Annotated in this window: 19 protein-coding genes and 1 pseudogene; 8 read left to right on the top strand and 12 right to left on the bottom strand. The window is 45.9% G+C overall.

Annotation, left to right across the window (positions count from 1 at the left end):
• Positions 1 to 161 precede the first annotated feature (161 nt).
• On the top strand, positions 162 to 1,454 hold the full coding sequence (locus tag CES81_RS01900; protein ID WP_089120460.1) for a homoserine dehydrogenase: 1,293 nt from the start codon (positions 162 to 164) through the stop codon (positions 1,452 to 1,454).
• A 73-nt stretch (positions 1,455 to 1,527) separates the two neighbouring features.
• Here the strand turns inward: CES81_RS01900 and CES81_RS01895 are convergent, their stop codons facing one another.
• On the bottom strand, positions 1,528 to 2,856 hold the full coding sequence (locus CES81_RS01895) for a C1 family peptidase (RefSeq protein ID WP_089120459.1): 1,329 nt from the start codon (positions 2,854 to 2,856) through the stop codon (positions 1,528 to 1,530).
• Between the two features lie 55 nt (positions 2,857 to 2,911).
• Positions 2,912 to 4,093, bottom strand: coding sequence for a multidrug effflux MFS transporter (locus CES81_RS01890; RefSeq protein WP_089120458.1), 1,182 nt, complete (start codon positions 4,091 to 4,093; stop codon positions 2,912 to 2,914).
• Positions 4,094 to 4,304: 211 nt separating this feature from the next.
• Between CES81_RS01890 and lepB the strand changes: the two genes are divergently transcribed.
• The gene (gene lepB, locus CES81_RS01885; protein WP_089089392.1) at positions 4,305 to 4,889 is read left to right on the top strand and encodes a signal peptidase I; all 585 of its coding nucleotides are present in this window, start codon (positions 4,305 to 4,307) and stop codon (positions 4,887 to 4,889) included.
• Positions 4,890 to 4,941: 52 nt separating this feature from the next.
• Here lepB and CES81_RS01880 read toward each other — a convergent pair whose 3' ends face one another.
• The 3 genes from CES81_RS01880 to CES81_RS01870 form a co-directional block, all read right to left on the bottom strand.
• Positions 4,942 to 5,133, bottom strand: a complete 192-nt coding sequence (locus CES81_RS01880; protein ID WP_089089391.1) for a hypothetical protein — start codon at positions 5,131 to 5,133, stop codon at positions 4,942 to 4,944.
• A 164-nt stretch (positions 5,134 to 5,297) separates the two neighbouring features.
• Positions 5,298 to 7,058 carry a pyruvate oxidase gene (gene spxB, locus CES81_RS01875; protein WP_089120457.1) on the bottom strand — a complete coding sequence of 587 codons (1,761 nt, stop codon included), beginning with the start codon at positions 7,056 to 7,058 and terminating at the stop codon, positions 5,298 to 5,300.
• A gap of 197 nt (positions 7,059 to 7,255) precedes the next feature.
• Positions 7,256 to 7,612, bottom strand: a complete 357-nt coding sequence (locus CES81_RS01870; protein WP_089120456.1) for an iron-sulfur cluster biosynthesis family protein — start codon at positions 7,610 to 7,612, stop codon at positions 7,256 to 7,258.
• A gap of 157 nt (positions 7,613 to 7,769) precedes the next feature.
• On the opposite strand from CES81_RS01870, the gene CES81_RS01865 reads away from it, so the two are divergent.
• On the top strand, positions 7,770 to 8,273 hold the full coding sequence (locus tag CES81_RS01865; protein WP_089120455.1) for an acyl-CoA thioesterase: 504 nt from the start codon (positions 7,770 to 7,772) through the stop codon (positions 8,271 to 8,273).
• 57 nt (positions 8,274 to 8,330) lie between these two features.
• Here CES81_RS01865 and mnmG read toward each other — a convergent pair whose 3' ends face one another.
• From mnmG to rpmH, 7 genes and pseudogenes are all read right to left on the bottom strand, one after another.
• Positions 8,331 to 10,241 carry a tRNA uridine-5-carboxymethylaminomethyl(34) synthesis enzyme MnmG gene (gene mnmG / locus CES81_RS01860; RefSeq protein WP_089120454.1) on the bottom strand — a complete coding sequence of 637 codons (1,911 nt, stop codon included), beginning with the start codon at positions 10,239 to 10,241 and terminating at the stop codon, positions 8,331 to 8,333.
• A 29-nt stretch (positions 10,242 to 10,270) separates the two neighbouring features.
• Entirely contained in the window at positions 10,271 to 11,662 is a 1,392-nt protein-coding gene (gene mnmE / locus CES81_RS01855) for a tRNA uridine-5-carboxymethylaminomethyl(34) synthesis GTPase MnmE (protein ID WP_089120453.1), read from the bottom strand.
• Between the two features lie 486 nt (positions 11,663 to 12,148).
• Positions 12,149 to 12,910, bottom strand: a complete 762-nt coding sequence (gene jag / locus CES81_RS01850) for an RNA-binding cell elongation regulator Jag/EloR (RefSeq protein ID WP_089120452.1) — start codon at positions 12,908 to 12,910, stop codon at positions 12,149 to 12,151.
• Positions 12,911 to 13,062: 152 nt separating this feature from the next.
• Positions 13,063 to 14,241 (bottom strand): annotated as a pseudogene (locus CES81_RS01845) (RNA-guided endonuclease InsQ/TnpB family protein).
• 452 nt (positions 14,242 to 14,693) lie between these two features.
• Positions 14,694 to 15,497 (bottom strand): membrane protein insertase YidC, encoded by an 804-nt coding sequence (gene yidC / locus CES81_RS01840; protein WP_089088127.1) that lies wholly within the window; start codon positions 15,495 to 15,497, stop codon positions 14,694 to 14,696.
• Between the two features lie 23 nt (positions 15,498 to 15,520).
• Entirely contained in the window at positions 15,521 to 15,883 is a 363-nt protein-coding gene (gene rnpA, locus CES81_RS01835; RefSeq protein WP_089088113.1) for a ribonuclease P protein component, read from the bottom strand.
• 76 nt (positions 15,884 to 15,959) lie between these two features.
• Positions 15,960 to 16,094: a 50S ribosomal protein L34 gene (gene rpmH / locus CES81_RS01830; RefSeq protein ID WP_054702263.1), complete on the bottom strand. Its 135-nt coding sequence runs from the start codon at positions 16,092 to 16,094 to the stop codon at positions 15,960 to 15,962.
• 482 nt (positions 16,095 to 16,576) lie between these two features.
• On the opposite strand from rpmH, the gene dnaA reads away from it, so the two are divergent.
• The 5 genes from dnaA to gyrB all read left to right on the top strand — a co-directional run bounded on the left by dnaA (position 16,577) and on the right by gyrB (position 22,981).
• Complete coding sequence (dnaA, locus tag CES81_RS01825) at positions 16,577 to 17,911, top strand: chromosomal replication initiator protein DnaA (RefSeq protein ID WP_089088112.1); 1,335 nt, start codon at positions 16,577 to 16,579, stop codon at positions 17,909 to 17,911.
• Positions 17,912 to 18,164: 253 nt separating this feature from the next.
• On the top strand, positions 18,165 to 19,304 hold the full coding sequence (gene dnaN, locus CES81_RS01820; protein ID WP_089088111.1) for a DNA polymerase III subunit beta: 1,140 nt from the start codon (positions 18,165 to 18,167) through the stop codon (positions 19,302 to 19,304).
• A gap of 327 nt (positions 19,305 to 19,631) precedes the next feature.
• Entirely contained in the window at positions 19,632 to 19,877 is a 246-nt protein-coding gene (gene yaaA, locus CES81_RS01815; protein ID WP_179211606.1) for a S4 domain-containing protein YaaA, read from the top strand.
• A 4-nt stretch (positions 19,878 to 19,881) separates the two neighbouring features.
• A complete protein-coding gene (gene recF, locus CES81_RS01810) occupies positions 19,882 to 21,000 on the top strand; it encodes a DNA replication/repair protein RecF (RefSeq protein ID WP_089120451.1) in 1,119 nt (372 codons plus the stop codon).
• A 34-nt stretch (positions 21,001 to 21,034) separates the two neighbouring features.
• Positions 21,035 to 22,981, top strand: a complete 1,947-nt coding sequence (gene gyrB / locus CES81_RS01805; protein WP_089120450.1) for a DNA topoisomerase (ATP-hydrolyzing) subunit B — start codon at positions 21,035 to 21,037, stop codon at positions 22,979 to 22,981.
• The last annotated feature ends 31 nt before the right edge of the window (positions 22,982 to 23,012 follow it).

Here is a 23,012-nt window from a genome sequence, read left to right as displayed (position 1 = left end):
TCGATAAGTCTTTTTTGAAAGCTATGATTTATGACTTAAGTCACAGCCTCTTTTATTTTCACCGCCAGCTCAATTTAATGAGAATTTATTGTTAATTTTAACAATATTCTCATATTATTTGCTATACTGGCAGGTAAGGAAAAATGAGGAGCATCAGATGCATGAATGAAATTAAAATTGGCCTAATTGGCCTTGGAACTGTTGGCAGCAGTGTTCTCAAAATGATTATTGAAAATTCTGATAAAGTTCAAACCATCACTGGTCGCAGGCTCAGTGTAAAAACCATCGTGGTCAGAAACGTTGCGAAGCACCGCCGTCAAGTACCAAAGGACGTCACGCTGACAACGGATCTGAGCGCCATTATCAACGATCCCGAAATTAAAATCGCGGTGGAAGTCATGGGCGGTATCCATCCTGCCAAAGAATTCGTGACCGCGCTGCTGAACGCCAAAAAACACGTGGTGACCGCGAACAAGGATTTAATTGCCTCTGCAGGCGAAGAACTCGCCGCCACTGCCAAACAAAACCACTGCGACTTGATGTATGAAGCAAGTGTTGCCGGCGGTATCCCCATTTTAAGGACCATTGTCAACAGCTTCGCGGCTGATTACATCACCGAAGTTAAGGGGATTGTCAACGGGACGTGCAACTTCATCCTCACCCAGATGCAGCAACAGCACTGGTCATATGATCAAGCTTTGATGAAGGCTCAGGAGCTGGGCTTCGCGGAATCCGATCCCACCAACGATGTCGAAGGCATTGATTCCGCCTACAAAATGGTCATTTTGAGCCAGTTTTCATACGGCGCCCATATTAAGCTATCCAATATGTCCGTTGAAGGTATTTCAACTATTCAACAGGATGATATTCAGCGCGCAGCAGATTTCGGCTATACCATCAAATTACTGGGGATTTCACGCCGCATCGATAATGGTGTTTTTGCCGAAGTGGGCCCTGTGTTGGTTCCTCAAGACCATCCGCTGGCCACGATCCATAACGAAAATAACGCCGTGATGGTAACGGGTGAAGCCGTTGGAGAAACCCTCTTTTACGGACCGGGAGCTGGCGGTCTGCCAACTGCTAACAGCGTGTTAAGCGATATCGTTTCAGTTACCAAAAACATTGTGTTGGGAACTACTGGCCATTTCTTCAATAATTATCAAAGCAGTCCGAGCGAAATCGGTAATATCGATCCAAAGGACGTTAAGTACGCCTACTACCTTTCCCTCAAGATGCTGGATGCGCCTGGTCAAATGTTGAAATTCACTCAAATTGTGACGCAATCCGGTGCCAGCTTTAGTCAGATCGTACAAACTAAAACCGATCATCAGACGGCCCGCGTAACGGTTATTACCCATAAAATATCCAAATCCCAGCTGAGCGATATCAAACGCGCGCTCCGCAAAGTTAATACCATTGCACTACTAGCAGCTTACAAAGTTTTGCAACGGTGAAAACAGCCACGACAAAGGGCGTTCCCAGTTTTGAGAACGCCCTTTGTCGTGGCTGTTAACATCAATTTTAAACCTACATCAGCGGATCCCACGGTGCTAATTCGACCGGACGATGCGTTAAGATCGCACGCTGTTCATCCGTCAGGTACTTTTTATGAACGACAACTTCATAGACAAACTGATCCATCCAATCATCCGTCATCACGAAGTAGCCCTTTTCACCGTTTTTCTCACCCCAGGAGTTTTCCACTTTCCAGCGGTTAGGCTGACCATCAACTAGGTTAACACCCGTTAAGGTCATGGCATGGGTCACTTCGGCTTCGTGGTAAGCGAACCGCTGTGCCTTTGTCAGTGACAGATCGATACCAAACAGTTCAGCACGTCGGTATAATTGAGCGTCTAAGAAACCCTGTTCGCGGCTCATCTGCTGGAGGACGTCATTGCCGAACCAAACGGTTTCGCCGTCTTGCAGCTGTGCGATCGCCGTTTTCTTCAAAACGGGCATTTCCACGTTTAAAAACTGAATCTGCTTGCCGCCAACAATGTTTTCCTGACTGGCCAAACGGTACAGTTCATTCAGCGGTTTATCCGGTGAATTCGTCACCACGACATAATCTTCCAGATCAACATCAAATTCCTGTTTGAAAAAGGCCGTTGGCGTTAAATGAGCCTGCCGGTGCCACTTTTGATCCTTATCGCGATATTCTAAATCAAAGTGAGTCGGCGGTTCGCCGAAGGAATAAGCTGCCATCCGGTACACTTCACCAACCATTTGGTGACGTCTTTTCGCCAGCTGGTCCGCGCTGGCACCGTCGTGGACCAGATCACGTAAAATAACGGCATCCCGTTTCATTTTAAGTGCCAAGGTGGATGCAAAGGCACTGGTATGATCAGTGTTATACGTTTCTGGCATCGCGTCAGCCGGCATCACCCCGTACTTTTCAACCAGTGCAGCTGCCATGGGCCACTGACCGCCGTCGCCGCCTGCCATTTTGAGGTAGAAAGCCACTTCACGGTCATTCGGATCCTTATCAGCCGTCGCTAGAATATGCTCGTAAAACATATTCGCCCGTTCCACTTTGTCCCAGAAGAACAGGTAGTTTTGCGACAGTTCAAAGTTTTTCACGTGGTGTGACTGCTCAAACTTGTGCCGCAAGGTATTGAGTAATGAAAACTCCCAGCAGCGGCCGCTTTGTTTTTGATTTGTCACGGTCCCCGTGTCTAACTCAACTGAAAATTCCCGGTGGAGGCGGACCTTGGCCTGCGGATCGGTAGCCGCGGCATCTATCCCGTTCGTCATTACCGCGCGGCTGATAACGGCGGCGTCTGATCGTTGTTTTAGTTCTTGATGATACTGCTTAAAATCGTTTGCTGTTAATTCTGCTGGATTTGATGGTTGCATTCATTTTCCTCCTAATACGTATTTTAAATTTAAGTAGGTTCATTCTACTGCATTTTTAAGGCGTCTGCATCCGGTCCTTATACACTAGGCCTAACGCACCTAGACTATAGATCAAAATCAGCCCAGCCATTGGTGCGTAACTCGCGGTACCAAACAAGCCCACTAATGGTGAGGAGATCCCGCCAAACGCATTTTGTGATAGCCCGACCAGCGCAGAGGCACTGCCGGCGTTTTGGGATGCTTGGTTCATGATGATCGAAGTCGTCAGCGTCAGCAGCATCCCGATGAATAACACTAAGAACCACAGCAATACTGCCACTGCGATCAGTGAGAATCGCAGCCATGACCCAAGCAGTAAGGCCAGACTATCTAATAATACCAGCACGATGCCAAGCTTCATTTGGCTGACTTCCGACAGCCGGTTAACGCGGCTGGGCAGCCCGCTGCCGATCACAATTCCCAGCCCATTCAGCGCGTAAATCAGACTAAAGGTTTGGGCGGACAGCTGGAATAGCTGCTGGTAAATAAAGGTTGAGGCAGAAATATAGCTGAACAAGCAGCCGTAAATTAAGCCGGTGCCTATAATATGACGCATGAACCCCGGCATTTTAACGAGGCTGCCGAAGGACTTAAAAGTGGCAAACAGCGGTCCCGTCAAACGTTTTGCCGGTGCCAGCGTTTCTGGAATCCCAATCACAATCAGTCCGGAAAGCCCGAGCCCGATCACACCCAGGAGAATAAAAACGGCTTCCCACGGTACGAACTGGATCATGTATCCGCCGATGATCGGCGCGATGATCGGGAAAACCCCGTTCACCGCGTTTAAAATGGCGTAAAAATTAGTCAACGCGTGACCGCTGAACAGGTCTCGCGCCACCGCTCTGGAAAGCACCTGACCACTGGCACCCGCCAGGCCCTGAATAAACCGCATCACGATCAGCATGGGAATCGAGTGCGTCAGCGCGATCAGAAACGAAGCCGCAGCAAACACCAAGAAACCGGCAAGCAGCGGTTTTTTACGGCCGTAATGATCGCTTAACGGCCCGGCAATCAACTGGCCAAACGCCAAGCCTAAAAGACACGCCGTTAAACTGAGTTGAATCAGCGACGCGGAAGTACGAAATTGGCGCATCATTTGCGGCAGCGCCGGCAGATATAAATCAATCGACAATGGTCCCGTGGCACTCAAAGTCCCTAAAATTAAAGTAAACCGAAGCCGGTGACGTTTTTCAGACATATGTTATCAAGCCATCCCTTCAAAATTGCATCATACTTACCATGATACGAAATTATGCCAAAAATACTAGCAAAATCATTTATAAGCTCATTAACATTATGATAAATCACCGTCGCTCATTGTGACTTTTAGCAGAAAAAGAGTAATATAAAGTGTATTTAATTAAGATATCAGGGTCTGCACCGCATACTCTGGAAGGGAAAAAAACGTCATGAAATTCATCAAGGAAATCGTCATACCAGTCGTCATTGGTCTGCTGCTGGCATTCGGATTAAAAAGCTTTGTCCTATCACCGGTTCGGGTCGATGGACCGTCAATGGAACCAAATCTGACCAATAATGAACGGGTCTGGATGTTCAAACAGGCCAAGATCAAACACCTCAGCGTAGTCGTCTTTGATGCTCACGGGGCTGATCCAGAGGCCGCACCGGGCACGGATTACGTGAAGCGCGTCATCGGCCTGCCTGGCGATACCGTTTCCTTCGTCAACAACAAACTTTACGTTAATGATAAAGTCGTCAGCCAAAGTTTTATCAGTCAGCGTGAAGCAACAGCTGGAACAGGTACCCGTAACTGGACGTTACAGTCGTTAGCAAAACAGTACGGCTGGGGCAAGCACGTGACGGTCGTGCCTAAGGGTGACTACTTCGTTTTAGGAGACCACCGAAGCGTTTCAAACGATGGCCGTTACTGGGGCTTCGTTAAGAAGAATAAGGTCGCTGGCGTGGTAAAAGTGCCGTTTTGGACGGGCACTAAAACTCAGCGGGCAAACGTTAACGGTTTGGGCTACGAATAGTAGTCAAAAAGACTAGTGCGTAGCTGCACTAGTCTTTTTTTTAAACTGAATTTTACGAATTTCGTTGCTGTTCTTTCTTAATTTGATGGGATAACTTCTGGGCCTGCTGTCGCTGCCGCGAGATATTTTGCTGCTTATCTTTCATATAATTCGTGAACAACTCGCCATAATCAATTTCATGATCACTATTGGATCCCCCAAGTACACGGTGCTTTGCGCGTTTTTTACTAAACCAGTTTGCCATTTTTTTGCCTCCCCAAAAGTTAGTTATATCTGTATAATAACAAATTTATTAACGGTTGCGTGGATTACGGCAAATTTGTAAAGAAATGGGAACTTTTAATTAACAACCAAAAAATAGTGCCATGCAACCAAATAAGTTGCACGGCACTATTTACTCATTATTGATTATCTTTCATCACCCTGAGCCCGAAGCAATTCGCCCAACGATGGCTGCGTCTTTGGATCAATGTGGTACTTCTCTGAGTACGCCTTAACAGTGTCCGCGCCGTAGAGCTTTTCGTCTAATGGCATAAAGGCTGTGGCAATCGGGTCATCCGGATTGATGTAAGCATTGATGACGATCGGTTTCTTGTTGCCGTTAGCTTGCAGATCCTTGACCTTAGCGAAGACCTCATCCAAATCAGCCTTATTCTTCACGGTAAAGCCGATGCCGCCAAGTCCTTCAGCAACCTTTGCCCAATCGGCATCGGTTAGATCAACGCCATAGAAGTGCTGCTTGGATTCAGCCTGTTCATAGTAGATAAAACCAAACCGGTCGTTGGAGAAGACCACGTTGATGACTGGTAACTCATACCGGGCTTCCGTAATGATGTCGGGTACTACCATGGCAAAACCGCCATCGCCTGATAATGACCAGGCCTGAGCATCAGGCACACTGAGCGCACCAGCCATACCGCCTGGTAAGCCGAACCCCATAGTTGCAAATAAGCCGGAAATGGCAAACCGCTGATTCTTGTTCATTGGTAAACCACGAACGCCCCATTCAGAAACGTTTCCGGTATCAACAGCGTAGGTATCGTTAGGACCGGCCAGTTCAGCGATCTTCTTGGTCACGGCTTCAGGGTTCAAGCCGCGGCTGTCGTCCTCGGCCTGTTCGTCTAACCACTTGTCCCAGTTAGCTTTGTTTTGCTGGTTAGCTTTCAGCCAAGTATCGGCTGGGCGGCTTTCGCCAGTGGCAATCATATCGTTTAAGTAAGCCTTGGCATCCGCAATGATGGCGTAGTCAACGTCAACCGTCTTACCAATATCAAAGGCGTTGGTGTTTACTTGGATAATTTTAACGTCTTTTGGCCAGAACTGGGCAAACGGGAATTCGGAAGCTAAGAACAGGATCAAATCAGTATGCTGCAAAGCTTCGAACCCTGACTTAGCACCCAAACGGCCAAACGTTCCGATAAAGTTCGGGTGGTCCGTTGAAATGACTCCGGTGGCTGGCACAGTGTTCATCACCGGAATGTTGAACTGTTCGGAGAACTTAGTCAGCTCGTCTCTGGCACCCAGTAAACCGCGGCCCGCGTAAATCAACGGGTGCTTAGCTTCCTTGATCATCTTCAGGCTGTCTTGGATCGCCTTGGGATCAACGGTTTGACTGTAGTTATTAGCTACGACCTTAGGCGTCTTAGCTGGTTTGTAGTCAATTTCTTTAGTCGTCAGATCTTCTGGCAAGATCACCACAGCAACTCCGCTTTGACGGTAGGCTTCCCGAATGGCTTCGTTGATGACGTAGGGAACCTGTTCCGCAGTTGTCACTGTCCGGTTGTAAACCGAAACATCTTCGAACATCGGCGTTTCATCCATTTCCTGGAAGAAGTTGGTGTTCATCGTCGGCTGCGGCACTTGTCCCACAATGGCCAGCACTGGTACGTGATCCATCTTGGCATCGTACAGGCCATTAAACAGGTGAGTTGCACCGGGACCTGCAGAACCGAAGGCTACCCCAATTTTACCGGTGAATTTTGCATCAGCCGAAGCCGCAATGGCCCCGACTTCTTCGTGACGCACCTGAATGTATTTAATTTTATCTTGTTCTAAATATAGGCCTTCCACCGTGTGGTTGATTGAGCCCCCAGGAATGCCGTAGATATGATCTACGCCCCAATCTTCCAATACTTTCACTAATGCTTGTCCTGCCATCATCTTTGTCATCTGAATCGCACTCCTCCATCAGTTTCATCAAAAAAGACTGATTCTTAAATTATTCAACATAGAAAAGTATAGGACTGCCATATTTGAAAGTCACGTCATTAGCTTACTTTTTGTAAGTTAATGATTTCACAACAATTTTCGGCCTTTCAACCAACAAAAAAAGCGGCCGTTGAATCACAATGGCTGCTTTTAAACCCTTATTTTCGTTCATCCACGATCTCGACATTTTGGTCAATGACTTCGCCATTATCCGCCAAAATCAGTGTCTGGTATTTCGGCTGCAGCTTTAACGTCATCTGGTCACTTAAGAAACGATCAGAATAACTTTTGACGTACATCGGCTGCAGATTAGTTTCAATTTTTTCATCGTAATCCTTAAAAGACTGACTGTCATTGATCAGTACTAGTTGAAACGAAATTTGTAAGGCCACTAATCCGTGGTGAGAATAAGGACCGACACCGTCATCGTAACTGAGCAAGATGCGGGTATCCTCCCTTAGATGCGGCTTGATTTTTTCAATTGCCTCTGGTGACAGGGTTAAACGGCGTGTCATTTTCATCGCTTCTTTCCGTTAATTTTGGCTTCATTATGCAAGTCGTTATCCGAAAATACAATTAATTCGATTTCGTCTGTTAAATGAAACCGCTTTATTATTGCTTGTGAATTTATGGTAGAATGGTTTTAATTACTGACAATTGGAGGTCACATTTATGAGTGCAAATCAGCTAACCTGTCACGAAACGTTATCCATCTCAAACCACCGGGTATTTAGTTCTGACTTAAACGAACATAACACCGTGTTTGGCGGCCGAATCCTGTCTATGGCGGATGATACCAGCTCAATTGCGGCCTCTCAAGCCATCCGTCAGGTCCAAGTTACGGCGACGATGGATCACATGAACTTTATCGCGCCGTTTGTCATGCAGGATGCCATGCTGTTTGAATCGTACGTTACTGGCACCAGTCACCGCTCATTGGAAGTCTTCGTTAAGGGCCTCGGGGAGCACTTACTGACCGGCGAACGGTTTGTGGGCTTCACCTGCTTTGTCACCTTCGTCACCGTTTCTAACCCCGCTGATCCGCCCCTGCCGGAAATTGTTCCCGAAACCGAAGAGGAAAAATTCCTGTGCAGCGGCTACGCTGATCGTTTGATTGAACGTCAACGTGATCGTGATTATCAAAAAGGGTTATTTAAACACCTTAATTTAGATTAGACCAAAAAAGACTGAACCTTGATCAAGGTTCAGTCTTTTTAGTTACTGCATTTCTAATTAATGAATTTTGGCAATTTTACCCCGTTCGATATACACGCTCAAAATCGCAATATCAGCTGGGTTGACGCCACTGATTCGCGTTGCTTGCGCAATGGTTTCGGGACGGATCTTATCCAATTTCTGGTGTGCTTCCGTGGCTAGACCATCGATGGCATCAAAGTCGATGTTTTCCGGGATCTTCTTGGCTTCCATCTTCTTCATTTTAGCCACGTTATCTTCGGCTTTCTTAATGTAACCGGCGTACTTGATACGAATCTCGATTTCCTCAATCACCCGGCGGTCCAACGGCTTTTCAGGGGCTGGAATAAACTGCAATAAGTCCTTGTAAGTGACCTGTGGCCGACGGAGGAACTCCGCAGCTAAAACGCCGTCTTTCAACGGTTTCTCGTTATGCGATTCAACGTAGGCGTTCACTTCAGGAGAGGGCTTGACCCGTACTGTGTTTAGCCGTGCCATCTCGTCTTCAATGGCTTGACGCTTCGCTAGAAAGGCGCTGTACCGCTCATCAGAAATGAGTCCGAGCTCATGGCCCTTTGGCGTCAGCCGTAAATCAGCATTATCGTGACGCAAAATTAACCGGTATTCGGCCCGGCTCGTCAGCAACCGGTACGGTTCATTGGTGCCCTTCGTGACCAAATCATCGATCATAACACCGATGTAGCCTTCTGAACGCTTCATCACGTACGGCGCTTTGCCCTGGGCACGCAACCCAGCGTTGATTCCAGCCATAATACCTTGACCAGCTGCTTCTTCATAGCCCGAAGTTCCGTTAGTCTGCCCAGCGGTGTACAGGTTTTTAATGACTTTCGTTTCCAGCGTTGGCCGTAATTGATATGGCGAAACCACGTCGTATTCAATGGCGTATCCCGGCCGCATCAGTTCCGCTTTTTCCAGGCCCTTGATCGAATGGACGATCTTTTGCTGTACTTCTTCCGGCATTGATGTAGACAGTCCTTGAACGTACCACTCATCCGTTTTCCGGCCCTCAGGCTCCAAGAACAGCTGGTGGCGGCTCTTATCCGCAAACCGCACGATCTTATCTTCAATTGAAGGACAGTACCGCGGACCCACACCCTCGATCACACCCGTAAACATTGGGGCGCGGTCGAGATTGGCCCGAATAATTTTATGGGTGGTTTCGTTGGTGTACGTCAACCAGCAGGACAGCTGGTTCTTAAGCGCCAAGTAATTTTCATCCGGCGTTTCGTAACTAAAGTGGTTAGGTGCTTTGTCGCCTGGCTGCTCTTTAGTTTCATCATAATTGATGGTATTGCCGTCAACTCGTGGCGGCGTTCCCGTTTTGAACCGCTCAAGCTCTAAACCGTATTTTTCGAGGTTCTTAGTGAGTTTCATAGCTGGCTGGGAATTATTCGGCCCCGATGAGTACATGAGCTCACCGATGATAATTTTGCCTCGTGCGGACGTTCCAGCAGCAATCACGACGGTCTTAGCATGATAATGTGCCCCCGTATTCGTGATGATCCCTTGGCAAACCTTATTTTCAACGATCAAATCATCGACGATCCCCTGGCGCAGCGTTAAATTCGGTTCCTTTTCCAGGGTGTGCTTCATCTCAGCATGGTAGGCGTGCTTATCTGCTTGTGCCCGTAAAGCACGGACAGCAGGGCCCTTACCCGTATTGAGCATCCGCATCTGAACGTAGGTTTTATCAATGTTACGGCCCATTTCACCGCCCAACGCGTCAATTTCACGCACGACGATCCCTTTAGCAGGACCGCCAATGGATGGGTTACACGGCATAAAGGCAACCATATCAAGGTTAATCGTCATTAATAACGTCTTGTTGCCCATCCGCGCAGCTGCCAGTGCTGCTTCTACTCCGGCATGACCGGCACCAACGACAATGACATCATAGTCCTTGCCTTGATAGGCTTGAATCTCAGGCATGTTGTTTCCTCCTAAATATATTCTCTCGTTTACTTACCGACACAAAACTGACTGAAAAGCTGATCCAGCAATTCGTCTTGGTAACTGTCACCGGTAATTTCACCCAGTGTATTCCAGCACCGTGTCATATCGATCTGTACCAAATCAACCGGCATACCGGCGGCAATCCCGCTCATGACATCGTCTAAAGCCGAACTGGCTTGTTTCAGCAAGCCAATATGGCGGGCGTTAGTGACCATCACGCTGCCGCGGCCCGTTTCGATCCCTTCATCGAAGAACAGGTGGCTGATCTCGCCTTCCAGTTGATCGATTCCCTGATTCTGAGTCATGGAAGCTTGAATGATCTTAGTATCACCAGCCAGTTGCTTAAGTTCCGGCATTTCTAGTTTCAGTGGTAAATCCGTTTTATTTAAAATGATGATCCGTTTCTCGTCTGCAGTATCAGCTAGCAGCTGACGGTCTTCATCCGTTAGCGGCTCACTGGCATTTAACACCAGTACCACTAAATCAGCAGCAGCGATCGCTTTCTTGGAGCGTTCCACACCAATTTTTTCGACTTTATCATCCGTATGATGAATCCCAGCCGTATCAACCAGTTTCAACGGTACACCGCCGACGTTTACGTACTCTTCAATGACGTCTCGAGTGGTCCCGGCAACATCCGTTACAATGGCCTTATCCTCGTGAAGCAGCTGGTTGAGTAGGCTGGATTTACCCACGTTCGGCCGGCCGACAATTGCCGTTGCCAGGCCATCGCGCAGGACTTTTCCCTGTTTAGCGGTTTTGAGCAGCTGCTGAATTGAAGCCTTAACTTCTTTGGCTTTTTCCAGCAGCAGTTTAGTGGTCATCGTTTCCACGTCATCGTATTCCGGATAGTCAATGTTGACTTCAACCTGAGCCAAAACTTCCAAAATGTCTTGACGCAGTTTTTTAATCAGTCGCGATAAACTCCCGTCCAGCTGATTCAAAGCGACTTTCATCGACCGGTCCGTCTTAGCTCGGATCAGATCCATGACGGCTTCCGCCTGGCTCAAATCAATACGGCCGTTGAGGAAGGCGCGCTTGGTGAATTCGCCGGGTTCAGCTAACCGCGCACCCTGACTAATGACAAGCTGCAAAATCTCGTTGGTGGCTAACAAACCGCCATGGCAATTGATCTCAAGCACATCTTCACGCGTATAAGTCTTTGGTGCCCGCATTACGGAAACCATCACTTCATCCACTTCAGACTGCGTTTCTGGATCAATAATATGGCCATAATTGATTGTGTGGCTTTTCACCTTATCCAGTGATTTACCCTTAAATAAGGGCATGACTACTTCAAAAGCATGGTCGCCGCTCACCCGAATAATTGAGATACCACCCTCGCCAGGCGGTGTTGCAACGGCCGCAATCGTGTCAAATTCACTTGTCGTCGTCATGTTTATCCCTCCATTAATTTATTGTTCATATTTTCACGCACAAAAAAAGTGCCCACTCCATGCCCCTAACAGCATGGATAAAGCACTTTGACTACTTTATCTATTTAAGATAAGAATGATTAAGTATCATAATAGACTGGAATGGGGGGAGTGTCAAGGAGAAAAGGTGCGAAAACAAGGTGCGGAAACGAGCGTTTAGATAGCGGAGTGTAAGGTGCTGTTCGCATGGGTGCGCCGGACTTTGGTGTACCTGTGCGAACAGCACCTTACATGCAGCTGTCTGCTCGTTGGAGCCTGATTAAGCTGGGTAAATTTAAAGCGCCTAACTGTCCAACTTCTCAGACATTCCGCTCCCCTTTCCTCTAGCCCAAACTGGCTTCAAAAAGCAGGGAGTTGCACGTAAGGTGACTAGTGGTCTAAACCCAAGCCCGCGGTTTACACCACTAGTCACCTTACGCTCCACTCCCTTAACGCTTTTTTACGCACCTAACGAAGTGTAATCACCACCGCCCTCTTCGGCTCCGTTCCTGCCGAATAGGTCATAACGTGCTCGTTGTCTGCTAGGACACTATGAATCTGTTTACGTTCGAAAGATGGCATTGGATCCAGATAAACTGGTTTGCCAGTTGCAACCACTTCACGGGCCATATTTTCGGCTAAGCGGGTCAAGGTTTCTACCCGGCGCTCACGGTAGTTAGCAACGTCCAATGTCACTTCAAGTTTGGAGAACCGTTTATGATTTAAATAAACCTGTGCCAGGCTCTGCAGTGCGTTGATCGTTCGGCCATGCTTACCAATTAGTAGCCCCTCTTGTTCAGTTTCAAAATTCAAGTTGACGTGTCTGTGCTGGACGACAACCTGACTGATGGCTTCAATGCCTAATTGTTTAATAATTTCACTTAAATACTGATTGAGTTCGCTGGCTACCTGCTGATATTCAGCTTGTCGGTTAGCCGTTGGTTCATCAGTGGTTGCTACATCCTGTGTCGATCCACTGTCAGTTTCAGTTTCTGACTCTGATTTGTTATACGATGCTTTAGCTAACGGATCAGTCGTCTCCACTGCTTCTTCTGGCTTGCTGACAACAGCCGGCTTAACCTCTACCTTTGCCTTTCGGGCACCAATACCAAAAAAACCTTTGCGCGGTTTCGTTAATATGGTCACCTCCACTTGAGATTTATCGAGCTGAAGTTGTTGAAGTGCTTTTTGAACGGCCCCTTCAACGGTCTCGCTGGTGTATAAAGTCATGACTGCCTTCTGCTACTGATAACTTTTAAAAGTTATAGATCGTTCTTGCTTCCCCCTATCCTGCCTCGCATGAAACTCACTAATACAGTTGATATGATAGTCCACAAGCGTTAATTCCCGGCTAGCCACCGGTACATGCTTTGAAACCTTTTTTAATAGGCTAATTCAAAGTTTTCAGTATCCCTGATATTCAGAGCCGCATTGATATCGCGATCTTCAGTATAGTTGCAATTCTGACATTCATACACTCAATCTTGCAGTTTCAAATCAACTTTTTTATGGCCACATTGATGGCATAACTTAGAAGTTGGTTCAAACCGGTGAATCAGGTGTACCGGAATGCCTAATTGCTGACATTTAGCGGTTAATTTGATCCTAAAATTATAAAATCCCTGATAACTAACCGATTTAGCTAAATGCCGATTTTTCATCATACCCTTAACATTCAAATCCTCTAAGGCTACCCACCGTGGTTTGGTTCTCACCACAGTAGCAATAATCTTATTATGATAGTTGGACTGAATGTTGGTTAATCGTTGATACAAGCGTTGCACTTTCCGCTGAGTTTTAGCTAGATTTAAATCAGTAGCAGATTTCCCTTCTTTCTGTCTTCTAGCTTTCAGTGCGTGATACTGACGGGACATTTTTCTTTGCAGTCGGCGCAGGCGTTTTCTGATCCGTCTTACCCGACTGCTTTTGTTTTGATTAGGATATAAAGTACCATCATTTAAAATGGCAAATTCTTTTAGACCAAGGTCAATACCAATGGGCTCACCGGTCAATTCTAGCTTTGCTAATTCAGCCTGTTCCACTAAACAGGTCAGGTAATACCGACCAGCTTCGAATTTGATCCGGCCTTGTTTGATAACGAAATGTTCTGAGTCTGTAGGAATATAGCCAAACTCTTTCAAACGAACCCAGCCAAGCTTGGGTAGCTTAATTCGATGACGTTCACAGGCAATCACTTGTGCTCTACCATTCTTCACAAAATAATAACTGCCCTGACCGCGTTTAAACGAGCGCCAATGAGGGAAGCCACTCAGCTTCTTGAAGAACCGCTTCATAGCAGTATCCGCATCGATAAAAGCCTGCTTAATCGATTTAGCATATAAATCCTTAATCCATAAATCATCAGGATTGGCCTCAAGGTACTCATGGTTAAACCACTTACTAAAGGCATACGCATTCAAATAATAATAACCTTGTTCGTAGCGTTGCTTATTGATATCCAAAAACAGGTTGTAAGCCCAGCGACTTCCGCTAATGTGGTTGTCAATCAACCATGCTTGCTTTTTAGTCGGCTTAATTTCGACTTGATAGGTGAGTAACATCACTTGTTCCGCCTTATTGAATTTAATCACCAAGGTGAGGTGTCCCTCACATTATACGGGATGGCTTTATCCCAAAAAGCCTTTTAATGAAATTCATATAAATCACAACTTATAAGCTATTAGCTAATGCAGAAAATTTAACGCCTAACTTTAACCTTCTTAGATTTTTTAATGGACTTATAAGCATACAGAATAGAATAGCAGTACCACTTTACAAAAATTGATATCCTTTTACAACAAAACAGTTACTGTTCATACCTCCCTTCAATAAACTGCTTAACTTATAGTATAGCATGCGAGGGGCTTGCATTTAGTAGCTTTTGCAAATGGTAATATTACAAATTTTGTGAAATTAATTTTAAATAACGATATCTAACTAGAAAGCACAAAAAATCTCAGAGCAGTCAGACTACCCTGAGATTCTTATTAGCTTTTAAAATGAGGACTGTTAACTACTTACGACGGCTTTGTTTAGCACGTCGAACAGCCTTTCTGATTTGTCGTTGGTGTGCTCGTTGTTCCCGAATCTTTTCTTCACGTTCGCGTCGGATCTTCCAAGGATTTTGAATCGCCAAAGTTTGACCTACTTGAAACGCGTTGGTAATCACCCAGTATAACGAAAGTGCACTCGGCAAGCTTAACGCGGTGATGAAGATAATCACAGGTGTGGTTACCGTCATCATAGTTGTCATGGAATTTGATTCTGGTTGACCCTTCATCATGAGCCATGAACTCAAGAAGGTAAAAATTGCAGCTAGTATGGGCAAAATCAAGTACGGATCTTTCGCACCCAGTTGCAACCATAAAAAGTGACCCGACCGTAAAACATCGGTTCGAAAAATAGCTTGGTACAACGCCCAGATAATTGGCAATTGCACAACCATCGGCAAACACCCAGCAACCGGGTTAACGCCCGCTTCACTATAGAGCTTTTGCTGCTCTTCACGTAGCTTAGCCATCGTTTCCTGGTCACGAGACGAATACTTCTTCTGCAATGCCTTTAACTGGGGTTGAATCTCTTGCGTCTTCCGCATACTTCGTGTTTGGAAAACCATCAACGGCAAGATGATAATTCGCACGATAATCGTAAAGACGATGATTCCCATACCATACCCACCAAAAACGTGGGCTAACCAAATAATGGCCCGGGAGAAGTTTAAGAGGACAACGCCGTCCCAAAACCCTGTGCTATGTTCGGTAATTGGCTGGTTACCACAGGCTGTCAATAAGACAGACAGACCAACGATTCCAAACATAGTGATAAATCGCTTTAATTTTTTCACTGGTCTTCCTCGCTATAATCATTATCAAGCAACTTTGCTAGCTTCAAAGCGTGAATCAAGTGCGTCTTGATCTCTGGCATCGGCATTTCAGACGTTGATGGTCTAGCGATTACCAGAAAATCAACGTCCTGCTTCAAATAGGGTTTTAACTCCGTCAGCGACTGCCGAATACGGCGTTTGACCCAGTTACGGTGAACGGCATTGCCAATCTTTTTGCCTACTGAAATACCAACCCGAAAATGGGGCTGGTCTTTGCGATCCATCCGGTAAATGACAAATTGACGATTAGCTACCGACTGCCGTGCTTCAAAGACTTCTTGAAATTCCGCTTCTTTTTTTACGCGGTAAGATTTTCGCATATTGCATCTCCAAAACGTCCGCTCTAAATTATTTTTAAGCGAAATAAAAATAAAAGACCACTGATTGGTCAGTGGTCTATGCAGACAATACTTTTCTACCTTTTTGACGTCGACGTGCTAAAACCTTACGGCCGTTGCTCGTACTCATACGTTTGCGGAAACCGTGCACGCGTGAACGATGACGTTTCTTTGGTTGATATGTTCGCTTCATAAAACTTACACCTCCTGATCCTCAGGCATGAAGCCATTATTTACATCTCTAAATGCATTTCTAAAATATAATAGCATATATAGTGCCAACATCAAAGACTAAATTTAAAAAAGAGGCGCTTTTTTTCGATTAAAAAAATTTGTTTCATGCTTTAGGGGTGTGGATAACCCGTTCATTTTAGATTCAAATTAAGTTCCTTTTAACAGAGTTATCCACTAGTCCACAGGCTGTGGTTTCTCAAGAATTCTCCCTTGTTAATTCTGGGGACGAACTTGTGAAACACTTGATATAACAGCATTTGTTTTGCACAGGGGCCTGTGGATAAAAATGTTTCACAGAGCTTTTTTAAAAGTTATGAACACCCTTGTGGAAAACTTTATACCTGCCTGTGAAACATTTATCCACAAGTTCAAAAGGCTGTGGAAAACTTTTTAGTGGCATGCTAAACTGAATTTATCAATTTAATACGGGGAGGAAGAAAAGTGCTTGATTTAGACACACTTTGGGGTGAAATCAAAGACGGTTTCCAACAGAAAATCGCCCCTACTGCATTTAAAACGTGGATCTCATCTGCAGAGCCCGTTAAGTTAACAAACAATCGTCTGACAATCAAGCTACCATCGGAGTTACACCGTGATTATTGGCAACGCAACTTAACGCAACCGTTAGTTGAACTGGCCTATGAATACGCCCAAGAGGATATTCAGCCAGTTTTTATTGTGGCTAATGATGACAGCAGCTCCCAGGTATCCACACTTGAACACCCAGCAACAGCATCCGCTCCGTTTAGCCAAAGCGCTAAACTGAATCCCAAATACACCTTTGATACCTTTGTTATTGGTAAGGGAAATCAGATGGCCCATGCTGCTGCACTGGTTGTTTCCGAAGAACCAGGCGTGATGTATAACCCACTATTTTTCTATGGTGGCGTGGGATTAGGCAAGACCCACTTAATGCACGCTATTGGTAACAAGATGTTAGCCGATGATCCCAATGCCAAGGTGAAATACGTGACTAGTGAAGCGTTTACCAACGACTTTATTACCGCGATCCAATCCAAGACACAGGATCAATTCCGTGAAGAGTATCGCAGCGTTGATCTCCTATTAGTAGATGATATTCAATTCTTTGCTGACAAAGAAGGTACTCAAGAAGAGTTCTTTCATACTTTTAACGATCTTCACGATGATGGTAAGCAAATCGTTTTGACTTCAGACCGACTGCCAAACGAGATTCCAAAACTGCAGGACCGGTTGGTTTCCCGCTTTGCTTGGGGCTTATCAGTTGATATCACACCGCCCGATTTGGAAACCCGAATCGCTATCCTACGGAACAAAGCTGAAGCAGACAACATCGCCATTCCCGACGAAACGTTAAGCTACATCGCCAGTCGTATCGACTCCAACGTTCGTGAACTCGAAGGCGCTTTAGCGCGGGTCCATGCTTATTCCAAGATGGTGCACCAGCCGATTACCACGGAACTGGTTGCCAGCTCACTGAAGAGCCTGAAGCTTGACCGCCGTTCCAGCGAACTGACGATTCCGCTGATTCAAGAAAAAGTTGCCAAGTATTATCACGTTTCCTTAACTGACTTAAAGGGTAAAAAACGGATGAAGACCATTGTGATGCCACGGCAAATCGCAATGTACCTTTCAAGAGAGCTTACTGACAGCTCACTGCCAAAAATTGGTAATGAATTTGGCGGCAAGGATCACACCACCGTGATTCACGCCTATGATAAGATTGCGGATGCGCTAAAAACGGACAGTGATCTGCAAGCTGAAATTACGAATCTCAAAACCGAAATTGAAAGGTAGTCTTATTAACGGGTAAATGAGTAATCGATTTGATTCAAATCTCAAATCGGCTACTTTTTTTACTGGTACGAATAGGCTATGATAGATAAGACTTCAGAGAAACGGGTGTGGAAAACTCAAAAAGTTATGCACAAGTTATCCACATGTGCATAACTCCTAATTAATAAGTGTTTCTTAAACTTATCCACAGTTTCCACTGCCCTACTATTACTATTCTTTTTATTTATATTATGGATTATAAGGAGTCCCAAACATGAAATTTACAATTAATCGTGCAGCGTTTATCAAGGAACTGAACAACGTGCAACGCGCTATTTCTTCAAAAACAACGATCCCAATCTTAACCGGTTTAAAATTATCAGCTGATGATACTGGCTTGACTTTAACCGGTTCAGATGCCGACATTTCCATTGAAACGCTGATTCATTCGGATAATCCGGACAATCAACTCGCCATTCAAAGCCCAGGTGCCATTGTGTTGCCTGCCCGCTTTTTCAGTGATATTGTCAAACGCCTGCCGGAAGACAACATGACGTTAGATGTGACTGAAGGGTTCCAAACGGAAATCACTTCTGGTTCGGCATCGTTTACGATCAATGGTTTAGATGCAAATAACTATCCGCACTTGCCAGAAATCGATGCCAGCGATGCGATTACTTTAACCGGCGACGTTTTCCGGGAATTGATCAACCAAACCGTTATTGCGGTCTCTAACCAGGAAAGCCGGCCGATTCTAACCGGGGTTCACTTTACGTTAGTTGATAACCAGCTGTTAGCGGTTGCCACTGACAGTCACCGGTTAAGTCAACGAAAAATCGAGTTGCCATCGTCTGCCTCCGCGACTTACGACGTCATTATTCCCGGCAAGAGCTTAACGGAACTTGCACGGATGATTGGCGATGATAATCCGGACGTTGAAATGCGGTTATCAGAAAACCAAGTCCTGTTTACGATCGGTGACACCATGTTTTATTCACGATTACTGGAAGGCAACTATCCAGATACGTCGCGACTGATTCCAAACGAATCGACTACCAGTGCTGAATTTGACGCCAAGGGCTTACTTTCAGCTATCGAGCGTGCCTCACTGCTGTCACACGAATCACGCAACAACGTGGTTAAGCTGACACTTGACCCAGCTAACAGTCAGGCGAAGATTTTTGGTAATTCGCCCGACGTTGGTAACGTTGAGGAAGCCTTGACGCCTAGTGAAATGACCGGAGAAGAATTGGAGATTTCCTTCAATCCCGACTATATGAAAGACGCTTTGCGGTCATTTGGTGCAGCAGTGATCAAAATTGCCTTTACGTCACCATTGCGGCCGTTTACGTTAGTTCCAACTGAAGATCAGGAAAACTTCATTCAGCTGATCACACCAGTCAGAACGTTTTAAGCAGAAAATAAGCAAAGCACCGGTTCAGCACAAAACTGAACCGGTGCTTTTTTGTACCTAACAAAACGTTAGCTAAAAAAGTTAATTTTACAAAAATGATTGGTTTTTTAGGTTAAATCGCAGTGTTTTTTCTACTTTTTCACAAGAGTCATTGCGTTGTTAATTCGATAAACGCTTAATTTCTTCTAAAACGTTATTTTTAAGCTCTAAGCGTTTTTAACTGAATTATGGCAAAATACCTTACAAATATGGAAAAGCGCTCAAATGGCTTAAAATGAAACTGAAACTATACTTTTACCCCTAAAAAGCGTATAATTATAAGAGAAAATGAAGGTGGGTGAAGCTGTGAAAAAGGAAGTTTTCATTGAACCACCCTTTATCACCTTAGGCCAATTGCTCAAAGAGGAAGCAATCGTTAGCTCAGGTGGTCAAGCGAAGTGGTATTTGAAGGAACACGCAGTTGATGTTAATGATGAGCCGGATGATCGGCGCGGACGAAAACTATATCCAGGAGATACGGTCGATGTTAAAGATGTCGGGCTGTTTTTTATTCGCTTAAAACAGGCTGAATAAGCTTATGAAACTAGAAGAATTAAGGTTGCATCATTTTCGCAATTATGAGGATTTGACGGTTACTTTTGGACCAGGCGTGAACGTTTTGATCGGTGAGAACGCACAGGGGAAGACCAATTTGCTGGAAGCCATTTACTTCTTGGCTTTAGCGCGCAGTCACCGGACAAGCAATGATCGTGAATTGATCGGCTGGCAGGCGCAAGCAGCGCAGGTGTTAGGCCGAGTTCAAAAGCACGGTGGCGTTACGCCGCTGGAATTAGACCTTTCAAAACACGGTAAAAAAGCAAAAGTGAATCATTTGGAACAGGCCAGATTATCGGGTTATGTCGGTCAGTTAAACGTGATTTTATTTGCACCGGAAGATCTTAATTTAGTTAAGGGATCGCCACAAGTCCGGCGGCGTTTCATGGATATGGAATTTGGACAGATGAGTCATAAATATTTATACAATACGACCCAGTACCGGATGATTTTAAAGCAGCGTAATCGCTACCTTAAGGAATTAGGCCATAAACAGCAATCCGATATGGTGCTGTTAGACGTTTTGTCAGATCAGCTGGCGGCGTACGGTTCTGAGATCATCAGTGCCCGCGTCACGCTATTGAAGCGCTTAGAAGTCTGGGCAGCTCAGGTTCATCAGGAGATTTCCCAGCAGCGGGAAAAACTGTCATTTCATTATGAAACCAGTGTTAAAGATGAAAATCTAGTAGATACCCAGCACGTCTATGATGCGCTAAAGCAGCTTTATCAGCAGCACCGAGAAAAGGAACTTTTTCGGCGAACAACGCTTATCGGGCCGCACCGGGACGACTTAAAATTCCTGGTGAACGATAAGGACGTCTCGAGTTTTGGTTCTCAGGGGCAGCAACGCACCACAGCGCTTAGCGTTAAGTTGGCCGAGATCGACTTAATGCATGAGCAGACGGGTGAGTATCCGGTGTTACTGCTAGATGATGTTTTGTCTGAATTAGATGATAATCGGCAAACCCACTTATTAACGGCGATTCAAGATAAGGTTCAGACCTTCTTAACCACCACCAGTTTAAGCGGTGTGGCGCAAAAATTGATACATCAACCAAAAGTATTTAGGATCAGCGATGGTGAAATCCAGGCTGATGAATAGTTATCACAGGGAATTATAGTGAGGAGGATCACACTTGGCTGAAGAAAAAGAAACTAAACAGGAACGTGCCCGCGAATATGATGCCAGCCAGATTCAAGTTCTTGAAGGGCTTGAAGCGGTTCGGAAGCGGCCTGGAATGTACATTGGCTCTACCAGTTCACAAGGGCTGCACCATTTGGTGTGGGAAATTATTGATAACGGGATCGATGAAGCCTTAGCTGGCTTTGCCGACGCCATTCACGTGACGGTTCATAAAGACAATAGTGTCACTGTGATGGATAATGGCCGTGGAATTCCGGTCGATACCCAAAAGAAGACGGGTAAGCCCGCACTGGAAACGGTGTTCACGATTTTGCACGCCGGTGGTAAATTCGGCGGTGGCGGCTACAAAGTTTCCGGTGGCCTGCACGGTGTTGGCGCTTCAGTCGTTAACGCACTGTCCTCCAAACTAGATGTCAAGGTTGTTCGTGACGGCAAGCGTTACTACATGGACTTCGCTTACGGCCGGGTGACCACGCCAATGAAGGTCATTGACACCGGTTTGCCGGAAAACATTCACGGGACGACGGTTCACTTCCTGCCGGATTCAGATATTTTCCGGGAAACCACCACTTTTGATATTAAAACGCTGACAACCCGGATTCGTGAGCTAGCCTTCTTAAACAAGGGTCTGCGGATCACGATTCGCGATGAGCGGCCAGAAAAGCCAACGGAAGAATCCTTCATGTACGAAGGCGGCATCAAACATTACGTGGAGTACTTGAACAAGAATACCGACGTTTTATTTGACGAGCCCATTTACGTTGAGGGTCAAGAACACGGTATTACGGTGGAAGTTGCACTGCAATATACGGATGGGTACCATGCTAACCTGCTGACGTTTACAAACAATATTCACACGTACGAAGGCGGGACGCATGAGGAAGGGTTTAAACGAGCCCTTACCCGGATCGTTAACGACTATGCCCGGAAGAATAATTTGATGAAAGACAACGAAGCTAACCTGAGCGGAGAAGATGTCCGTGAAGGGATGACGGCCGTTGTTTCAGTTAAGCATCCGGATCCGCAGTTCGAAGGACAAACGAAAACGAAACTCGGGAACTCAGATGCCAGAACCGCAACAGATCATATTTTCAGTGAGCACTTCATGAAGTTCTTGATGGAAAACCCAACGGTTGCTAAAAAAGTGGTTGATAAGGGGCTACTGGCTTCTAAAGCACGGGTCGCTGCTAAGCGGGCGCGTGAAGTTACCCGAAAAAAGAGCGGCCTGGAAATTAGTAATTTACCAGGAAAATTAGCTGATAACACCAGTAAGGATCCGGCGATCTCCGAATTGTTTATTGTCGAAGGGGATTCCGCCGGCGGTTCTGCTAAGCAGGGCCGGTCGCGGTTAACTCAGGCTATTTTGCCAATCCGTGGGAAGATCCTGAACGTTGAAAAAGCCAGCATGGACAAGATTCTGGCCAACGAAGAAATTCGTTCGCTGTTTACAGCCATGGGAACCGGCTTTGGTGAAGACTTTGATGTTTCTAAGGTCAACTACCATAAGTTGATCATCATGACCGATGCCGATGTGGATGGCGCCCATATTCGAACGTTACTGCTGACGCTGATTTACCGTTACATGCGGCCGTTACTGGATGCAGGGTATGTCTACATTGCTCAGCCGCCGCTGTACCAAGTTCGTCAAGGAAAAATGAAACGCTATATTGACTCTGACGAAGAACTAGACACCATTATGGGTCAGTTACCACCGTCACCGAAACCCGTTATTCAACGGTATAAGGGACTTGGTGAAATGGATGCCAGCCAACTGTGGGAAACCACGATGGATCCTGACAAACGACGGTTATTGCGGGTTGACCCCAGTGATGCTGCCGAAGCCAACGAAGTCTTTACGACGTTGATGGGTGACAAGGTCGAACCACGGCGGGACTTTATTGAAACGAACGCAAAGTATGTTGAAAACTTGGACGTCTAGTTGGAATTGAGCTTAAATTCTCTGGGAGTCA

Source organism: Secundilactobacillus pentosiphilus (genome assembly GCF_002217985.1).
GTDB lineage: Bacteria > Bacillota > Bacilli > Lactobacillales > Lactobacillaceae > Secundilactobacillus > Secundilactobacillus pentosiphilus.
Note: the sequence above shows the minus strand (reverse complement) of the source record. Positions and strands in the feature narration are given on the sequence as shown.